Below are 17,202 nucleotides of genomic sequence, written 5' to 3'. Positions count from 1 at the left end.
CTCAGCGGAGCGCCTCGAGAGCCACGTCCGCGTCGACGAACGGGACGCGAAGGCCGCCGCGCTCTTGCTCCCGTTCGTGCCCCATGCCCGCGAGCACGACCACGTCGTCGCGCGAGGCGCCGCGCACGGCCCACGTGATCGCGTCACGGCGGTCGAGCCTCGTCTCGACGCGAGGGTGCCCTTCGAGGCCGCGCGCGATCTCCCGCGCGATGTCGGCGGGATCTTCGTCGCGGGGGTTGTCGCTCGTGAGCACCACCGTGTCGGCGACGCTCGCGGCGCGGCCCATGGGCTCGCGCTTCTGCACGTCGCGCTTGCCGCCCGCGCCGAACACGACGGTGACGCGCGCGCCCGGCCGGAGATCGGCGAGCGTGCGCGCCGTGGCGAGGGTCCGCGCGAGGGCGTCGGGGGTGTGGGCGTAGTCGACCACGACGAACGGCTCGCGGTGCACGACCTCGAAGCGACCGGGCGGCGCGGGCACCGACGCGAGCGCCTCGAGCACCTGCGCGCGAGGCACACCGGCGGCCTCCGCGCCGAGCCAAGCCGCGAGGGCGTTCTCGGCGTTGATGGCGCCGACGGCGCGCACGCGGAGGGAGCACGCCTCGCCAAAGGCCGTGACCGAGACGGTCGTGCCGTCCCAGTCGAGGGTGACCTCGCCGGCGCTCACGTCGACCGGGAGACACGGCTCGCCGCGCGTGGGCACCCCGTAGGTGATCTTGCGCACGCCTTCGGGGATCACCTCGGCCAAGAGCGCAGAAGCCTCGTCGTGCGCGTTCAAGATCGCCGTGTCCCCAGGCGAAAGCCCCACGAAGAGCTGGGCTTTGCTCGCCAAATAGTGCTCGGGCGAGCCGTGTGCGTCGAGGTGGTCGTGGGTGAGGTTCGTGAACACCGCGACGCGGCACGGCCATGCCTTCGCGAACCCGCGCGCGAGCGCCTCGCTCGTCAGCTCGATCGCGGCATGACGTGCGCCCTTCGCGTGGCCTCGCCGCATCGCCTCGACGAAGCCGTCGTAGGACTTTTCAAGGCCGAGCTCGTCGTCGTCGAGGAAAAAGCCGAGCGTCGTGGCACGCACCACGGGCCCCCCGAGCGAGCGGAGGGCCGCGGCGATCCACGTGGTGGTCGTGCTCTTGCCGTTGGTGCCGGTGACGCCCACGGTGAGGACGTCCCTCGCCCACGCGGGCGGCGCCGGAACGAGGATGGGTCGGCTCACCGCGCGGCCAGGCTCACTGCCCCGGGAGGAAACAGAACGAGGTCTCGATGAGGCCGCAGCCCTCGGACGTGCAGCTCTGGAACCCGAGCTGGCCCTGCGGGCTGAGGCCCGAGTAGTACCGCTCGCACTTCGCTTGGTCGATGGTCGGGGTGACGCCCGACTGCATGCAGTTCGTGAGCGCCTGCTGGCAGGGGGCCTTGGCCGCCGGCAGGGTACACGCGCGGTCGAGCGCCTTGTAGGTGCAGCTCTCGAGCGGGTTCGGTGCGGCCTCGCACGTGGGCGCGAGCTTGAGACACTCCATGATCTCGCGCGAGACACCGTTCACGAAGTGGGCCTTGGTGGCCGGGCAGTACGACTGGCCGGCTGGCGAGCCCGCGCACGTCGTGCCCGCTTCGTTCACGAACGAGGCGCACGGCGGGTTCAGCATCTTGTCGTCGCCGAGGCAGGTGGCCCCGTCGGCGGCGTCGGCCGTGGTGGCGTCGCTGGTCGACGTGTCGGGCGAGGACGAGTCGACGGGCACGCTGCCGTCCGGATCTTGAGAGCTCGAGTCGACGGTGGGGATGGGGGCCGCGCCGTCGGGGTCGCCCCCGTTCACGGTGAGCGTGCACGCCTGCATGGTGGCGATGCCGCTCGCGGCCGCGATGACGCCCGTCAGGGCCAAAAAGCGCTTCTTGTCGATGTTCATAAGGCCTCCCTCGTCCGAGATTTGCGGAGAGCGTATCAGGCTCCGACGACGATCGTGCGCGTTCGATTCACGATGGACGCCGCCAAGTACGCGCGCTCATCGCCCGGCTTGGCGTGCATGTGAGACAAACACGGACACTCCCCGATCGAGCTCCTCGTCGGTCACGTAGGGGGCGGGCCCGAGGCGCACGATCGAGCCGCGCGCGTCGAACATGACACCGTCGCGGCGCGACAGGGCGATGACCTCGTCGGGGTTCGCGACACGGACCGCGACGAACCCTCCGCGGGCGTCCGCGCCCTTCGGCGTCACCACGTCGTGGCCGTGATCCCGGAGCGCGTCGCCGATCCGCTCGGTCTGGCGGGTGTAGCTCTCCGAGAGCCTCGCCACCGTGAGCCCCTGCTCGTCGAAGAAGCGGAGCACCGCCGCCGCGCGGAAGTGGCTCGTGGGGTCGTACGTCGACCCGGCGAAGCGCTCGGCGAGCGAGGGCCCGTAGGTGACCTTCGCGCCGTCGCGCGGGGCCGAGAGGTGGGCGAAGTCGGAGAACCAGCCCGTGACCACGGGCCGCAGCTCGCACCCCTCGGGGACGGTCATGAAGCACACGCCCTCGCCCCACTGGGCATACTTGTATCCTCCACCCAAAACGAACACGTCGCCGAAGTCGGCGGCGCGGAAGGGCCGGACCATGAAGTGGTGGTACGCGTCGAGCACCACCTCGGCGCCCTTCGCGCGCGCCGCGGCCACCGCCGAGGCGAGGTTCGGGACGACCGAGCTCGACTCGAACAGCACGGTCGACACGAAGAGGGCGGCCGTGTCGTATCGCACCTTGGCGGCGAGGCGCTCGGCGAGCGTCGTCAACGGGAAGGGCTCGACGAAGTCGACCTCGACGCCCTCTTCGGCGAGCCGCGAGAGCTGACGATGGAGCGTGTGAAACTCGCCCGACGTGGTGACGATGTGCCTCTTTTTGTCCAGCGGGAGAGCCGACAGGAGCCTCACGACGAGGTCGTGCGTGCTCGCCCCGAGCGCCACGTCGCGGGCCCGCGTGCCGAGGCGCGACGCAACCCCTTCGCGCACGGCGTCGGCCGCCGCAAAGGCTGCACCCCACTTGTCGTCGACGTGCTCCGCGGCCGCGTCGAAGGCCGCGAGCATGCCTTCGCGGGCCACGTCGGGCCACGCTTGGTGCGAGTGCCCGGTGAGGAGGACGCGCCCCTCACGGAGAAACGCGCGGTAGTGGGGCCTGAGCGAGTGCGGATCGATCGGCAAGTCCATCGACGCGGCAATGAACCACGCTATGGTCGCGAGCGCGATGCCCGAAGTCGAAGACGCCGTCACCCCGTACGATCTCCTCGGCGGCCGCGAGGCCACGCTGGCCCTCTCCGAGGCCTTCTACGACGCCATGGACGCCCACGAGCCCGCCCTCGCCAAGCTCCACGAGCTCGACGAGCACGGGAAGGTGAGCCGTGGCGCCCGGGACAGGTTCGGCCTCTTCTTGGTGGGCTGGCTCGGTGGCCCCCAAGAGTACATGCAGAAGCACGGGCACCCGCGCCTCCGCATGCGGCACGCGCACCTCGTCGTCGGGGCCGACATGCGCGACGCGTGGCTGCGCTGCATGACCCGCGCGATGGACGAACGCGGCGTCTCGGGCAGGCTCCGCGCGTTCCTCGATCAGCGCTTCTCCGAGGTCGCCGAGATGCTCCGAAACCGTTAAATCTAAGCCTCGCGAGGCCGACCACGAATCGTCGGCCTCTCTCCTAACCAGGGCCTCCGCGGCAGCCGCTCGCTCAGCCCGGCCCCACGTCGGCCGACGCGTCGCCAGCGTCGAGCGTGCTCGCGTCTCCCGCGTCGGGAATGCTCGCGTCGCTGGCGTCGGGCGTGCTCGCGTCGGGCGTGCTCGCGTCGGGCGTGTCGGCGTCGCCGCTCGCGTCGGGGCCACCGTCGGGCGGTGGGGGGATGCACCCCGACGCATTCTTCGCAGCTTCGAGCGCCGGCACGCAGAGAGGCTCTTTTCCGCTCACGTCGAACCCCGGTGGGTACGGAGGGCACGTCTGGCTCACGTACACCGCGAGCCCGCCGTCGTAGTCTTTCTGCGTGAGGCACGTGTCGACACAGAGCGCGGGGAGCTGCTCGACCTCGATCACGTCGAGCGCGCGTGGGGCCTCGAGGCACTTCGTCCCTGGGTCGTATTTTCGGCCGCGGTAGACGTACGTGCCCGACTGGTTCTCGCACGCGACGAGCGCGACGAGCCCCGCCCCTGCCGCGAGCAGGAGCGGAGCAAATATCGCGTACTTTCGCGCACTTGCCCTCATGTTGCGGCGGGCTCGATCGTCCGGATGCGGAGCTCGGCGAGCTGCTCCGGGGTGACCTGGTTGGGCGCGTCCGTCATGAGGTCGGTGCCCTTCTGCGTCTTCGGGAACGGGATGACGTCGCGGAGGCTCTCCGCGCCCGAGAGGAGCATCGCGAGGCGATCCATGCCGATGGCCATGCCACCGTGCGGAGGCGCGCCGTACTTGAGCGCGTCGAGCAAGAAGCCGAACTTCTGCCGCGCCTCTTCGGGGCCGATGCCGAGCGCCTGGAACACCTTCGCCTGCACCTCGGGATCGTGGAGACGGATGGAGCCACCGCCGATCTCGAAGCCGTTCAAGACGAGGTCGTACCGGTAACAGAGGACCTTGCCCGGGTCCTTGTCGAGCAGCTCGACGCACTCGTCGTGCGGGCGCGTGAACGCGTGGTGCGCCGCAGCCCAGGTCTTCTTGTCGTCGTCGTACTCGAAGAGCGGCGGGTTCACGACCCAGAGGAACTCGAATTTCCCGCCGTGCCCGAACTCGGGGATCATGCCGAGCTTCTTCGCGAGGTGCAGGCGGAGGTTCGCCATGACCGTGTGCACGACGGACTCTTTGCCGAACTGGAAGAAGAGCAAATCGCCTTCTTTTGCGCCGATCTTGGCGTTGAGCGCGCCGCGCAGCCCTTCGCCGAGCATCTTCGCGAGCGGCGACTGCGTCCACGCGCCGGTGCCGTCGACCTTGGCGCGCGCGAGGCCCTTCGCGCCCATTCCCTTCACGAAGTCCTCGAGCTTGTCGAGCTCGGCGCGCGAGAGCTTGCCCGCGACGTCGGCCGGGATGCGCATGGCCTTCACGATCTCGGCGGGCAGATCGCGGCGGTACTGGCCGCTCGTGAACTTGTCGGCGATGTCTTTCCAGAAGGGCACGCCACCGCCCGCGTGCGCGATGATCTCGTCGGTCACGTCGGTGTGGGGGAGGTCGAAGCGGAGGTCGGGTTTGTCGTTGCCGTACTTCTCCATCGACTCGGAGAAGGGCATCTGCGGGAAGCGCCCCGACGGGTATTTTTCCTTCAAATCGATGCCGAGCACCGTCTTCCAGATGCCGAAGACGAGGCCCTCCATCGTCTTGAAGACGTCGTCTTGGGAGACGAACGACATCTCGACGTCGATCTGCGTGAACTCGGGCTGGCGATCGAGGCGGAGGTCCTCGTCGCGGAAGCACTTCACGATCTGGAAGTAGCGGTCGAAGCCCGCCACCATGTAGAGCTGCTTGAAGAGCTGCGGGCTCTCCGCGAGCGCGTAGAACTTGCCCTGGTGGAGGCGGCTCGGGACGAGGAAGTTTCGCGCGCCGCCGGGCGTGTACTTCACCATGAAGGGCGTCTCGAGCTCGAGGAAGCCCTGGTCGTCGAAGTAGCGGCGCACCGTCTGGTTGATGCGGTGGCGCACGCGGAGCGTGTGCTGGAGGGGGGCGCGACGCAGGTCCAAGTACCTGTATTGAAGGCGTTTTTCCTCGCCCGTCTCGATGTCGTCGACGATCTCGAAGGGCGGCGTCTCGGCTTTGTTGAAGACGGTGAGCTCGATCGCGTGGATCTCGATCTCGCCCGTGGGGAGCTTCGGGTTCACGTTCTTGCCGCGGCTCACGACGACGCCACGAATGCCGATGACCCACTCGGACCGGAGGGCCTGCGCGCGGGTGTAGGCGTCCTTCGGGGCCTCGCCGTGGCCCTTGAGGTCGGGGTCGAACACGATCTGCGTGATGCCCTCGCGGTCGCGGAGGTCGACGAAGACGCACCCGCCGTGATCGCGGTAGCTCGCGACCCAGCCGAAGAGGACGACCTCCTCGCCGACGTTCGCGCCACGGAGGGCGGCGTTGTGGTGGGTGCGCTTGAGCTCGTCGATGAACCTTGCCACTTGGACTCCTACACGGATGAAGGGGGAAACCGGGCGGAGGCTAGCACCTTCGACCGCGTTCGTGGGAGCCGGGCGACGCGCGGCGTCGTCCGCTTCGGGTGGGGCATCTTCACTGGGAATTTTCCCCTCTCGCGGCCCCTCTGATACGTGGGGGCGTGGCCTCCGACCCGAAGCCTTCGTCGTCGACGAGAGACGCGTCGCCCGCGCCCACGAGCGGGGGGCGGACGGGCCTCGTGTTCGCGTGGCTCTGCTTCGTCGCGCCGGTCGCCGTCGCCATCCTCGGGGCGCGCTCGAGCCCCGCGGCCACCCACGACGCGGCGACGCTCCGTGTGCTCGGGCTCGGGTTCACCGGCGTCTTTCGCGCGCTCGATGCGTGGCTCGCGGCCCCGTTCATGGCCCTCCCCCTCGGTACACGTGCGTTTCGAGCGAGCCTCGCCGTGGCCGTCGTGTGCGGGCTCGGGGCGTGGCTGACGTTCCTCCTCGGCGAGCCCCTCGCGCGTGGAGATGGCACGAAGAAGCCAAAATCTCGCCTCTCGCACGCGGTCGTGGCCCTCGGGGTGATCACCGCGTTCGCTTCGCCTCCCTGGCAAGTCGAGGGCTCCGCTGTCGGGGGCACGGCGACCGGAGCCACGCTCGTGCTGCTCGCGGCCTACCTCGGCCTCGAAGAGAAACCGGGCGCCGCTCGGTTGGCCTTCGTGATCGGATGTGCGTTCGGGTGGGAGCCCCTCGTCGGCGCGGTGGCGCTCGTCGCGGCGCTCGTGCCGCTGGCGTTCGCAGGGAAAAAGCCGTCTCTTCCGTCACGTCGGCGCGCGCTCCGGGTGGTGGCGGCGTTCGCCCTCGGCCTCGTGCCGCTCGCTCTCGCTCTGGCGACCAAGGGCAGCCCGCTGACCGCGAGCCGTGAGCTCTTCGGCGCGCCGCTCGGCGAAACGGCGCTCGCGCGCTCGTCCGTGCGCGTGTTCGTTCGAGACGACGTCGGGTTCCTCTTCGGTGGCGCCGCGGCGTTCGGCGCGTACCTCACGCTCGCGAACCGAGAGACACGCGCGCGTGGCGCCGTGCTGCTCGTGCTCACCCTCGGCGCGCCCCTTTCGCGTGCCCTCGATCTGTCGTTCGGACCTGTTCGGTACTCGGCGCTCGTGCTCGTCGCGCTCGCCGCGGCAGGCGCGTTCGCGGGGTCGGGCCTCTTCGAGCTCGTGCGCCGCGTGCGCGCCGTGAAGGTACCGTTCGCTCCGGCGAGCGCGGCGTTGCTCGTCGTGCTCGAGTGGACGCTCCCGGTGCGCGCCGCGGACGACGCCTTCACGCGCCGCCAGACGCTCTCGAAGAACGCGGCGCACGCCTTCGCTGTCGCGTCGCTCGGCCCGGCTCCCCCCGCGGCGATCGTGCTCGTGTCCGACCCGCGTGTGCTCGAGCGCATCCAGGCCACGCGCGCCGCGGGCCTCGCGCGCGAGGACATCGAGCTCTTTCCGACCTACGATCTCAAGAGCACGCTCGCGCGCGACGCGGTCGACTTCGAGCCGAAGCTCGCCGGGCTCTACCGCGACCTCGCCCTCGGCACGCTCCCGGAGGAGTGGTCGCTCTCGGCCCTCGGCGCCGCGCGCCCGCTGCTGCTCACGTTCGACCCGAAGTGGAAGCCGAGCCTCGCGAAGCACCTCGTCCCCGACGGCCTCTTCTCCCGCTTCGAGCCCGAGCCGCAGGGCCCGAGCGACCGGCGCCTCGCCCTCGAGAAAGCCGCGAAACGACGGGCATTTTTGACGAACGAGGTCGCCGGCCCCGGCCGCGACGTAGGGCTCCAGCGGCTCGTCGCCCACCTGCTCCGCGCGCGCGCCCTCGGCCTCGGCGCCATCGGTGAACGAGAGAACCTCTCGAAGGTGCTCGACGAGCTCCGCCCCTACGCGCCCGACGACCCCGTCGCCTCGCAGCTCGTCCGCCGCACGGTCACGACGCGCGGCGCCTTCGAGGTGAGCGATCTGTCGCCCTGACGCGGCGTCAGCGCTTGTCCTCGTGCACGACCACCGCGCACGTGAGCGCGTCCACGTCGGCGTCGAACACTCCCGCGCCCGGGAGCGCGCGCACGTTCCACGCAAGGTACGGAGTGCCGTCGTGACGACGGGCGACCACGAGGGTGACCTTGAGCCCCTCGGGCTTGGCGACCGAGCCTCTCAGGGCACACACGGAGGCGGTCGCGTCGTCGTACCGGGGCGACCTCGGGAGCCTCGACACACCGCGCATGGCCTCACCGACGATCTGCACGCGCACGAGGTGCCCGGCGTCGTCGAACCACGCGCGCACGAGCGGCCGCGCCGAGGCCGTCTCGGTGGCGCCGAGACGCTGCGCGGCCTCGAGGTAGGTGGGCTCCGGGGGCGGCTCGCCGAAGTACCCTTGCACCCGAAAGTCGTCGCCCGGATCGCCTCCGAGCGTCTCGGCCTCGGCCCGCAGCACAGCGCGGAATAATCGTGTATTTTCCATAGGATAGGCACGCGACCGGGGCGCCTTCGGGTCGGCATCGAGCACGACGGCGTCCCCCTGGCGGGTCGCACGGAAGCTGCCCCCGAAGCTCGCGCCGAACGCCCTCGCGAGGGCCTCGTCGCGGGTGGCGCGCGAGGGGGCTCGGGCGGGCGCGACCGACATTCGCGGCGCCGCGTGGACCTGCGAAGGGGCGACCGTGAGCACGGTCTGGGTGAGCACGAAGAGGATCGGCGCGAGAGGGAGGAGTCGCATGGTGCCCCCTCTCTCGGCAGCCCCGACGGATTCGTTGCCTGCCTCTCGTCGTTTTTTTCGGGGTGCGTCCACGACGCGGAGAGTCACGCCCGAAATGGCCCCCGGCCGAGGACACACGCCGAAAGGCCGCGGGCCTCGTGTACCCTCGGGCTCATGACTCCCAGCGAAATCCTCGAGGCGTTCCGGACCAAGGGCATCCGCAAGGTGAAGGTGGGCGGCTTCGACATCGACGGCGTGCTCCGCGGAAAGTACGTCTCGGTCGACAAGTTCGAGAGCGCCATGAAGAGCGGCTTCGGCTTCTGCGACGTCATCTTCGGGTGGGATCTCCACGACGTGCTCTACGACAACGTGAAGGTCACCGGCTGGGACTCGGGCTACCCCGACACCCACGCGACCGTGGATCTGTCGACGTTTCGTGTGCTCCCGAACGAGCCCGACACGGCGGCGTTCCTCGTCGACTTCGTGACCAAAGAGGGCGCCGCCCACCCCGCGTGCCCACGAGGCCTCTTGAAGAAGGTCCTCGCCGACGCGAAGGCCCTCGGTTACTCGGCGACGTTCGCGGCCGAGCTCGAGTTCTTCGTCTTCAAGGAGACCCCCGAGTCGATCCGAGAGAAGGGTTACAAAAAGCTCACGCCGCTCTCGCCGGGCATGTTCGGGTACTCGTGGCTCCGCACGGCCGAAAACAAGGCGTTTTGTGAGTCTCTCTGGAACGAGTCGCTCGCGTTCGACATCCCCATCGAGGGTCTGCACACCGAGACGGGCCCTGGCGTGTACGAGGTCGCGCTCCGCTACGACGAGGCGCTGCGCATGGCCGACAAGGCCGCCCTCTTCAAGACGCAAGCGAAGGAGATCGCCCACCGCCACGGCCTCGTGCCCACGTTCATGGCCAAGTGGAACGAGAAGCTCCCCGGGTCGAGCGGGCACCTCCATCAGTCGCTCTGGAGCGCAGGTGCGAACGGCGAGAAGGCGAACGTGTTCTACGGTGCGGGCAGCGAGGGCTCACTCTCCGACGTCGCGCGGAGCTACCTCGCCGGCCAGATCGCGCTCATGCCCGAGCTCACCGCGCTCTATGCGCCCACCGTGAACGCGTACAAACGCTACGTGCCCGGGGTGTGGGCGCCGCTCACGGCCACGTGGGGCCTCGAGAACCGCACCTGCGCCATCCGCGCCATCGAGGGCGGCGAGTCGGGGACGAGGCTCGAGTACCGCCAGACCGCGGCCGACATGAACCCCTACGTCGCGATCGCCACGTGCCTCGCGGCGGGCCTCTACGGCATCCGGCACGGGCTCACCGCCCCCGCGCCCTCACGAGGCGACGCCTCGGGCACCCGCGATCCACGCCTCGTCCTCCCGCGGAGCCTCCGCGACGCGACCGCGCGCCTCGAGGCGAGCCAAGCCGCACGCGACGTGCTCGGCGAGGCCTTCGTCGATCACTACGTTCGGACCCGCGAGTGGGAGGTGCGCCAGTACGAGCGCGCCGTCACCGATTGGGAGCTCGAGCGCTACTTCGAGATCATTTGATGGCCGCCAAGAAGACGACGAAAAAGGGCGCGGCGAGCCACCCGCGCGTGCGCCTCGAGGTGGACGAGAGGCGCGCGCAGCTCCTCGACCTCGGCATGCAGCTCTTCTCGTCGACCGACTACGACGAGGTGAGCCTCGACGACGTCGCGAAGCGGCTCGCCATCTCGAAGGGGCTGATTTACCACTATTTCCCGACAAAAAAGGACTTCTTCAGCGCGTGTGTCGAAGAGGCCGCCGAGAAGCTCCTCGAGATGACCGAGCCCGACGAGAGCCTGCCTCCCGTGGAGCGGCTCACCCACGGCGTGCGCGCGTACTTCCAGTACGTCGAGACCCACCGCGGCGGGTTCGTGGCGCTCATGCGCGGGCGCGCGTCGGGGGAGATCGCGAAGATCCTCGAGCGCACGAGGCAGCGGCTCCTCGACCGGATCCTCGAGGGTATGCCCTTCCCCGAGAAGGACGATCCTCGCCTCGTGCTCGCGTTGCGTGGATGGATCGGCTTCGTCGAGGCGCTCAGCCTCGAGTGGGCCGCGCGCGAAGGTGTGCCCCTCGAGGAGCCGCTCGAGCTCGCCCTCGCGACCTTCGCGACGTGCGTCTCGCACGTGGCCAAGTCGTGGCCCGCCGTGCTCGCCAAGGGCGCGATCCACGCCGTGCGAGGCGCGAAGAAGATGTTCGACGCCGCCACGAGCAAGGTCACGAAGCGCGTCACCTGAACGGCCTCGCAGGCCCTCCGGCGCTATTGACCTTCGTTCAATTGGCTATTGACTACGGGTCAACAGGGCGCAGAATGAGGTCTCATGGAAGGCCATCCCGAAGCGCGTTCGCCGCGCCCCATGCCCGTGCGTCGCGTGAAGCACTCGTTCTCGTCCCCGCGCTACTACTTTGCGGGCGACCCGCGCGTGTCGCACCTCATGAGCGCCCTCTCGGCAGCCTTCCCCGAGGGGGAGCGCTTCTTCATGGACTCGATCGCGCGCTACCGGAAGCACCTGACCGACCCGGCCCTCCGCCAGGAGGTCGCGCGTTTCCTCGGCCAAGAGGCCGCGCACACCCGTGAGCACGAGGCGTTCAACGCGTGGCTCGACGGGCTCGGTGTCGACACGAAGGGCATCGAGCGCGACGTGGTGGTGAAGCTTCTCTCGCGGGCGCGCAAGGCTCCGCCGCGGGTCCAGCTCGCCGTCACGTGCGCGCTCGAGCATTTCACGTCGCTCCTCGGCGAGCAGCTCCTCGAGCACCCGGAGCTCCTCGAGAGATTCGATCCTGGGGTGCGCGCGCTGTGGAAGTGGCACGCGCTCGAAGAGTCGGAGCACAAGGCCGTCGCGTTCGACGTGTACCAAGCGACCGGAGGCGACTACACGACGCGCGTCGTGACGATGGCGGTGACGACGGTGCTCTTCATGGGCGCGGTCTCTCGCATGACCGACACGCTCGTACGAAAGGACCCGGAGGCCCAGGGCCTTCGCCGCTGGCTCTCGGCCTTCGACATGACCTGGGGGAGAGAGGGCTGGTTCCGCAGGCTCGTGCCGGGGTACCTCGCCTACTACAAACCGAGCTTTCACCCGTGGGAACGCGACACGACGGCGCTCCTCCGGAAGGTGCGCGAAGAGCTCGGCTTCGACCCCGACGGAAAAGAGACCATCGCCGCCGTCGCGGCGTGAGGCGTATCGTGAACGAGGAGGTTTCCATGAGCGCCACGACGACCGCGCGAACCCCACGAACCATCCCCGTACGCAAAGGGAGCTTCTCGTTCGACGAGGCCCCCACGTACTGGTGCGACGGCGAACCGTCCCTCACGCACCTCTTGAACGCGCTCTCCGTGTCGTTCCCGGACGGCGAGCGCATGTTCATGGAGGCCGTCGCCCACTTCCGAAAAGACCTGAAAGATCCGGCACTTCGGAAAGAGGTCGCGCACTTCCTCGCCCAAGAGGCCGAGCACGCGAAGGCGCACGAGGCCTTCAACGCGTGGGTCGCGTGGCGAGGGTTCGACTTGGAGCCGCTCTACGCGAGCGTGAGGGAGCGCATCGCGCTGGGGAAGAAGGCCTCACCGCACTTTCGGCTCGCCGTCACGTGCGCGCTCGAGCACTTCACGGCCATCATGGCCGAGCAGCTCCTCCAAGAGCCCGATCTGCTCGCGAGGTTCGCACCCGAGATGCAGAAGCTGTGGCTCTGGCACGCGGTCGAGGAGACCGAGCACAAGGCCGTCGCGTTCGACGTCTACCAAGAGGTCGACGGGAGCTACGCGCGCCGCGTGCTCGTGATGATGCTCATCACGGTTCGCTTCACGACCCACGTGGCGTGGATGAAGCGGCAGCTCATGAAGAAAGATCCGCGGTCCGGGGGGTTCCTTTCGAACGTCCGCGGCGCGTGGACGCTCTGGGGAAACCCGGGGTGGTTTCGCAAGCTCGTGCCCGCGTACCTCGACTACTATCGAAGAGACTTTCACCCCTGGGATCGCGACACCGAGGCCGCCCTCGAGCGCGCGCGCGAGAAGCTCGGGCTCGATCGCGCGGTCTCGACACCCAAAGACGAAGCGGCATAAGCGGAGGCTCCGTGAAGACTCTCAACCAGAAGGTCGTCGTGATCACCGGCGCGGGCTCCGGCATCGGGCGCGCGCTCGCCATCTCCGCGGCCGAGAGGGGCGCGAGCATCGCCATCTCCGACTGGAACCAAGAAGGTCTCGAGGAGACCGCCAAGCTCACGGGGGCCTCGCCCGGGCGCATCCTCGTTCGTCAGGTCGACGTCCGCAGCGACGACGCCGTGAACGACTTCGCCTCCACTGTGGAGCGCGAGATGGGAGGCGCGCACGTCGTCGTGAACAACGCGGGAGTCTCGCTCTCCGACTCGGTCGGAAAGATGAAACGCGAGGACTTCGCGTGGCTCATGGACATCAACTTCTGGGGCGTCGTCCGCGGCACGGAGGCGTTCCTCCCGCAGCTCAAGAGGCGCGACGAGGGGCACATCGTCAACGTGTCGTCCGTGTTCGGGCTCATCGGAGTGCCGCGCCAATCGGCCTACAACGCCAGTAAATTCGCGGTCCGCGGGTTCACCGAGGCCCTCGCACAAGAGCTCGCGGGGAGCCGCGTGAAGGTCTCGGTCGTGTGCCCCGGCGGCGTTCGCACCGGCATCGTCGCGAACGGCAGGCACTACGAGAACACCTCGGGCGCTCCGACCACGACCGAAGAGCTCTCGAAGCACTTCGCGCGGGTCGCCGGAACGTCCCCCCGAAAGGCCGCCGACACGATCTGGAGCGGCGTGGAGCGCGATCTCCCGCGCATCCTCGTGGGGCCCGACGCTTCGTTCATCGAGGCGATGGTGCGCATCTTCCCGACGCGCTACCCGCGCATCATGAAGGCCGTGCTCGGCATGTCGGAGAAGGTGCGCGGAGTGAAGCTCTAACGGGCATCGCCGCGTGGCACGTGGTACCTCTAGAAGGATGAAGAGGGGTATCGTTTGGGCGTTCGTCGGGCTCGGGCTCTTCGCGTGCTCGGGCGCAGGAGACGTCCCCACGAACGACGCGGGCACGTCGACCGATGCGTCGGCCGACCTCGACACGTCACTCCCCACGAACGACGCGGCGAGCCCCGTCGACTCGGGTGCCACGGACGCGCGCCCCGAAGACGCCGCGAAGGACGCCTCGCTGGACGCGACGACCGACGCCGCAGACGCGGCGGACGCAGCCGACGCAGCACCTCCCCCCATGCCCGCGGTCCAGTACATCGGCCGATGGGATCTCTCGGGCGCCGAGGCGGTCGCGGCCTATCCAGCGAGCCGCATGGTCGTGAAGTTTCGTGGGACGGGCGCGGAGGTCACCGCGCGCGACAGCTTCAACGAGACCTGGCTCGAGGTCTCGGTCGACGGACAGGCGCCCACCTCCGTTCGTGTGCAAGGCGCCCAAGCTCGGACCTTGGTGCTCGCCGAGAACCTCCCCATGGGAGACCACACCGTCGAGGTCTACAAACGCACCGAGGCCTTCTCGGGAGTGCTTCGGCTCTCGGGGATCACCTTCCCGAACGGGGGAGCATTGCTCCCGCCGCCCCCGCGAAAGGCGCGACGCATCGAGATCATCGGCAATTCGACGCTCTCGGGGTACGGGGTCGAGGGCAATCGTGGAGATGCCGCGTGCTCGACGAACGCCGTGCACAACGCGCGACGGTCCCTTATCCAGCTCTTGGCGACGGCCCTCGACGCCGAAGACTACGCGCCCACCGTCTCGGGGACGGGTGTACTCTACAACGAAACCCCGACCGACACGAACCTCATTCATGTCACTTACCCGCGCACCCTCCCGCGAGCGGCGACGCCCACGTGGGACTTCACGAGTTGGCAGCCACACGTGGTCGTGATCATGGTGGGCGGCACGGACCTCTCGAACCCGAGCGTCGATCCTCCGCCGACCCAGGCCGCGTTCGCCACGGCCTATGCCCAGTTCCTCCAGACGGTGCGAAGCAAGAACCCCAACGCGCTCATCGTGGCGGCCACGAGCCCGACCACGAGCAACTTCTACCCGACGAACGACATCAACGGTCAGCCCTACATGGCGCGCACGAAGATGATCGGCGGGATCGCCGATGCGGTCGCGGCGCGCGTGGCCGCGGGCGACACCAAGGTGAAGACGTTCACCTTCATGCCCGCCAGCGACGCCGAGCTCGGGGCGTGCCAATACCACCCGACGTTCGCGCTCTACCAGCGGATGACCGCCGAGATCGCGCCGTTCATTCGCACCGAGCTCGGCTGGTGAAAGCCGTTCGTCAGGGGCACGGCTCCGGCGGAGGTGGGTCCATGTCGTACAGGCGACCGTCGTCCGTCGCGAAGTAGAGCTTATTGCCAGCGCGGGCCACGGCGTACGAGATGTACGTCTCTCCCGACTGGGGCGGAGCGAGCTGCTTCGGCGCGACCGCGCGGGTCGTGCAGGTCGAGATGGCCATAGGACCTCCGAGGCTCCCGAAATAGACGTAGGCAGCGTCGGACGCGAGCGTGGTGCCGTCGGCGCCCCGGGTGTAGGGGACGAACTGGCTATCGGTCAGCACGGACGGGACGATGGCCGGCGCGGCGTCGAGGCGTTTTCGCACGATGACCCCGGAGACGCCCCCGGGGGTGCCGAGCGTGAAGAAGAGCTCCGCGTCGTTGAGGGTCATCTCGACGTGCCCGGAGAACGAGGCATACGCCGCCGGGAAATTCGCAAACACCGAAAAGACTTGGTTGTTCGTGGTGAGTGTGCCCTGCCCCAGGCGAATGGAAGGCTCGTTCGTGACATAGGCCAGCATCGCGACGTTGTTGCGGGTCGCCGTGGCGCCCGCGAGCCTCGGGACCGCAGGAATGCCCTGCATGTCGACGTTCACCAGCGTCTGCGTGGGATAGTCGAAGTCGAGCGCGAGGCGCGACGCCGTGACGATCGTCGAGCCGGAGACGAACATGTCAGCGACGTGATCCACCGCGCGGTCGGCGCGCCGCTGCGCGCCGAGGTCGTAGCACCATCGGACCGAGTCTTGCCGCATGACCGTGGCCGTGCAGGCCTGCGTGCCCGAGGCGGCCAACGTGAGCGCGCTCGTGCCGTCGTCGGCGACTCCATCGACCGTGGGCAACGGGGATATCTCGGTCGGCGTCGACACTCCATCTTTCAGGGCGAACCCGAGGCCCACGCGCCCGCGCACCCACACGTGGGACCCCGTCACGACGATGCGCCTCGGGTTCACGAGCTGGTTGAAACGCGCGAGGAGCCGCGGCCTCGGAGGGCCTGCGTCGGGGGCGGCGTCTCGACCGCCACTGTCGGGAACGCCGGCATCGCCCGTGGGCGGTGGGGGGCTCGGCGGCTCTTCTTGGTAGTACCTCGGGCGGTTCGGGTCCGACGGGGCCTTGTCTCTCACCGCGCCGTAGAGGCCATTGCATCGCGGCGTCGCCTCGTACTTTCTCTCACATGCGGTCGCCACAGCGATGCGCTCCACCTTCACCGCGGGGTCGGTCGACTTCACGCGCTCGCACGCCTCTTTCGGCAGCGTGTACACACGCGACACGGCGTCCCACCGTTTGTCCGCGTCGAGCGGCACGAAACACTCGTACCCGTCGCACCCCGAGGCCAAATTACGCACCAGCGCGAAGTTCACCGTGTTCCCGACAGACTCGGGGATCGTCACTTTGCACTCGGGATAATCGGCCACCTTGAGCGTCTGCTCGTTTTTGAAGCAGGCTTCCATGTCGAAGCACACGCCACCTTCGGCCACGCCCGTCGCTTCGTTCAGGGACACGCTCCCGCCGAATACGTCTCTCACGAGGTCGCCGTAGGTCGTCCGTTGCGGCTCGGCCAGCACCGTGATGCACGCGCCGTCGTCCGAGGTCTCCCCGGTCGCACACGGAGACACGTACCCCGGGAAAAACGCGTCGAACTCTTTGAACGACGCCTCTTCTTCGGTCAGCGCTTTGGGCTTCACCTGCCCTGCGCGCGCCGTCCCGCTCGTGCCGCTCGTGTCGCTCGCCCCCGGCCGCTTCTGCGTCGCCGAGAGCCACCCGAGCGGCATCCGCAGCACCGTCAGCGCCTTCGGCGGCACCGTCACGATGGCGTCCCTCACGACCTTGAGCTGGCCATTCTTGTATCCTGCAACACGAACATGAATGGGCTTGTTCGCCTCTTCGGGCTCGAGGATCGACACCGTCCCGGGCAGCTTGGCCGCCACCTCCGTCGACACGAACGTCCGAAGGCTCGACTTCACCTCGCCGTTCACGCCCACGTAGAGGCCCACCTCGTCCAAATCTTGAACGACGCTCATGTCCGTCGTCACGGCCAAGATGACCGCCGTCGGCTCCCGCGCGCACCCCGTGTCTCCCACGAGGCCCATGGCCCCGAGCACTGCCGTCAGCCCCGCCACCCCAAGGTGTTTCGTCGTCTTCATGGTGTATGCC

The 17,202-nt window shown here is 68.9% G+C and carries 15 protein-coding genes; 8 read left to right on the top strand and 7 right to left on the bottom strand.

Annotated features, from left to right (window positions below; translation table 11 throughout):
* Position 1: 1 nt before the first annotated feature.
* The 3 genes from murE to IPK71_08700 form a co-directional block, all read right to left on the bottom strand.
* Positions 2 to 1,207 (bottom strand): UDP-N-acetylmuramyl-tripeptide synthetase, encoded by a 1,206-nt coding sequence (murE, locus tag IPK71_08710; protein MBK8213818.1) that lies wholly within the window; start codon positions 1,205 to 1,207, stop codon positions 2 to 4.
* Between the two features lie 13 nt (positions 1,208 to 1,220).
* A complete protein-coding gene (locus tag IPK71_08705) occupies positions 1,221 to 1,892 on the bottom strand; it encodes a hypothetical protein (GenBank protein MBK8213817.1) in 672 nt (223 codons plus the stop codon).
* Positions 1,893 to 1,988: 96 nt separating this feature from the next.
* Positions 1,989 to 3,158 (bottom strand): aminotransferase class V-fold PLP-dependent enzyme, encoded by a 1,170-nt coding sequence (locus tag IPK71_08700; protein ID MBK8213816.1) that lies wholly within the window; start codon positions 3,156 to 3,158, stop codon positions 1,989 to 1,991.
* Positions 3,159 to 3,195: 37 nt separating this feature from the next.
* On the opposite strand from IPK71_08700, the gene IPK71_08695 reads away from it, so the two are divergent.
* Positions 3,196 to 3,597, top strand: coding sequence for a group II truncated hemoglobin (locus IPK71_08695; GenBank protein ID MBK8213815.1), 402 nt, complete (start codon positions 3,196 to 3,198; stop codon positions 3,595 to 3,597).
* A gap of 73 nt (positions 3,598 to 3,670) precedes the next feature.
* Here the strand turns inward: IPK71_08695 and IPK71_08690 are convergent, their stop codons facing one another.
* Positions 3,671 to 4,195 carry a hypothetical protein gene (locus tag IPK71_08690; GenBank protein ID MBK8213814.1) on the bottom strand — a complete coding sequence of 175 codons (525 nt, stop codon included), beginning with the start codon at positions 4,193 to 4,195 and terminating at the stop codon, positions 3,671 to 3,673.
* Positions 4,192 to 6,078 (bottom strand): aspartate--tRNA ligase, encoded by a 1,887-nt coding sequence (aspS, locus tag IPK71_08685; GenBank protein MBK8213813.1) that lies wholly within the window; start codon positions 6,076 to 6,078, stop codon positions 4,192 to 4,194. The genes IPK71_08690 and aspS overlap by 4 nt, the downstream gene beginning before the upstream one ends.
* A 155-nt stretch (positions 6,079 to 6,233) precedes the next feature.
* Here aspS and IPK71_08680 point away from each other — a divergent pair, with 155 nt between their 5' ends.
* Entirely contained in the window at positions 6,234 to 8,054 is a 1,821-nt protein-coding gene (locus IPK71_08680) for a hypothetical protein (GenBank protein MBK8213812.1), read from the top strand.
* A 7-nt stretch (positions 8,055 to 8,061) separates the two neighbouring features.
* On the opposite strand, the gene IPK71_08675 is transcribed toward IPK71_08680, so the two are convergent.
* On the bottom strand, positions 8,062 to 8,793 hold the full coding sequence (locus IPK71_08675; GenBank protein MBK8213811.1) for a hypothetical protein: 732 nt from the start codon (positions 8,791 to 8,793) through the stop codon (positions 8,062 to 8,064).
* Positions 8,794 to 8,946: 153 nt separating this feature from the next.
* On the opposite strand from IPK71_08675, the gene IPK71_08670 reads away from it, so the two are divergent.
* The 6 genes from IPK71_08670 to IPK71_08645 all read left to right on the top strand — a co-directional run bounded on the left by IPK71_08670 (position 8,947) and on the right by IPK71_08645 (position 15,046).
* A complete protein-coding gene (locus tag IPK71_08670; GenBank protein MBK8213810.1) occupies positions 8,947 to 10,314 on the top strand; it encodes a glutamine synthetase in 1,368 nt (455 codons plus the stop codon).
* Complete coding sequence (locus IPK71_08665) at positions 10,314 to 11,024, top strand: TetR/AcrR family transcriptional regulator (protein ID MBK8213809.1); 711 nt, start codon at positions 10,314 to 10,316, stop codon at positions 11,022 to 11,024. Before IPK71_08670 ends, IPK71_08665 begins: the two co-directional genes overlap by 1 nt.
* Before the next feature lie 120 nt (positions 11,025 to 11,144).
* Positions 11,145 to 11,966: a metal-dependent hydrolase gene (locus IPK71_08660; GenBank protein MBK8213808.1), complete on the top strand. Its 822-nt coding sequence runs from the start codon at positions 11,145 to 11,147 to the stop codon at positions 11,964 to 11,966.
* Positions 11,967 to 11,992: 26 nt separating this feature from the next.
* Positions 11,993 to 12,847: a metal-dependent hydrolase gene (locus tag IPK71_08655; GenBank protein ID MBK8213807.1), complete on the top strand. Its 855-nt coding sequence runs from the start codon at positions 11,993 to 11,995 to the stop codon at positions 12,845 to 12,847.
* An 11-nt stretch (positions 12,848 to 12,858) separates the two neighbouring features.
* On the top strand, positions 12,859 to 13,704 hold the full coding sequence (locus tag IPK71_08650; protein ID MBK8213806.1) for an SDR family oxidoreductase: 846 nt from the start codon (positions 12,859 to 12,861) through the stop codon (positions 13,702 to 13,704).
* Positions 13,705 to 13,741: 37 nt separating this feature from the next.
* A complete protein-coding gene (locus tag IPK71_08645) occupies positions 13,742 to 15,046 on the top strand; it encodes a hypothetical protein (protein ID MBK8213805.1) in 1,305 nt (434 codons plus the stop codon).
* Positions 15,047 to 15,056: 10 nt separating this feature from the next.
* On the opposite strand, the gene IPK71_08640 is transcribed toward IPK71_08645, so the two are convergent.
* Entirely contained in the window at positions 15,057 to 17,192 is a 2,136-nt protein-coding gene (locus tag IPK71_08640; GenBank protein MBK8213804.1) for a hypothetical protein, read from the bottom strand.
* Between the last annotated feature and the right edge of the window lie 10 nt (positions 17,193 to 17,202).

It is taken from the genome of Myxococcales bacterium (genome assembly GCA_016712525.1).
Classification (GTDB): Bacteria; Myxococcota_A; Polyangia; order Polyangiales; family Polyangiaceae; genus JAAFHV01.
Note: the sequence above shows the minus strand (reverse complement) of the source record. Positions and strands in the feature narration are given on the sequence as shown.

Coding starts and splice junctions, on each gene's coding strand:
- IPK71_08675 (MBK8213811.1), bottom strand. CDS start 8,793: ATGCGACTCCTCCCTCTCGCGCCGATCCTCTTCGTGCTCACCCAGACC.
- IPK71_08660 (MBK8213808.1), top strand. CDS start 11,145: ATGCCCGTGCGTCGCGTGAAGCACTCGTTCTCGTCCCCGCGCTACTAC.
- IPK71_08705 (MBK8213817.1), bottom strand. CDS start 1,892: ATGAACATCGACAAGAAGCGCTTTTTGGCCCTGACGGGCGTCATCGCG.
- IPK71_08695 (MBK8213815.1), top strand. CDS start 3,196: ATGCCCGAAGTCGAAGACGCCGTCACCCCGTACGATCTCCTCGGCGGC.
- IPK71_08655 (MBK8213807.1), top strand. CDS start 11,993: ATGAGCGCCACGACGACCGCGCGAACCCCACGAACCATCCCCGTACGC.
- IPK71_08670 (MBK8213810.1), top strand. CDS start 8,947: ATGACTCCCAGCGAAATCCTCGAGGCGTTCCGGACCAAGGGCATCCGC.
- IPK71_08665 (MBK8213809.1), top strand. CDS start 10,314: ATGGCCGCCAAGAAGACGACGAAAAAGGGCGCGGCGAGCCACCCGCGC.
- IPK71_08690 (MBK8213814.1), bottom strand. CDS start 4,195: ATGAGGGCAAGTGCGCGAAAGTACGCGATATTTGCTCCGCTCCTGCTC.
- IPK71_08700 (MBK8213816.1), bottom strand. CDS start 3,158: ATGGACTTGCCGATCGATCCGCACTCGCTCAGGCCCCACTACCGCGCG.
- IPK71_08640 (MBK8213804.1), bottom strand. CDS start 17,192: ATGAAGACGACGAAACACCTTGGGGTGGCGGGGCTGACGGCAGTGCTC.
- IPK71_08645 (MBK8213805.1), top strand. CDS start 13,742: ATGAAGAGGGGTATCGTTTGGGCGTTCGTCGGGCTCGGGCTCTTCGCG.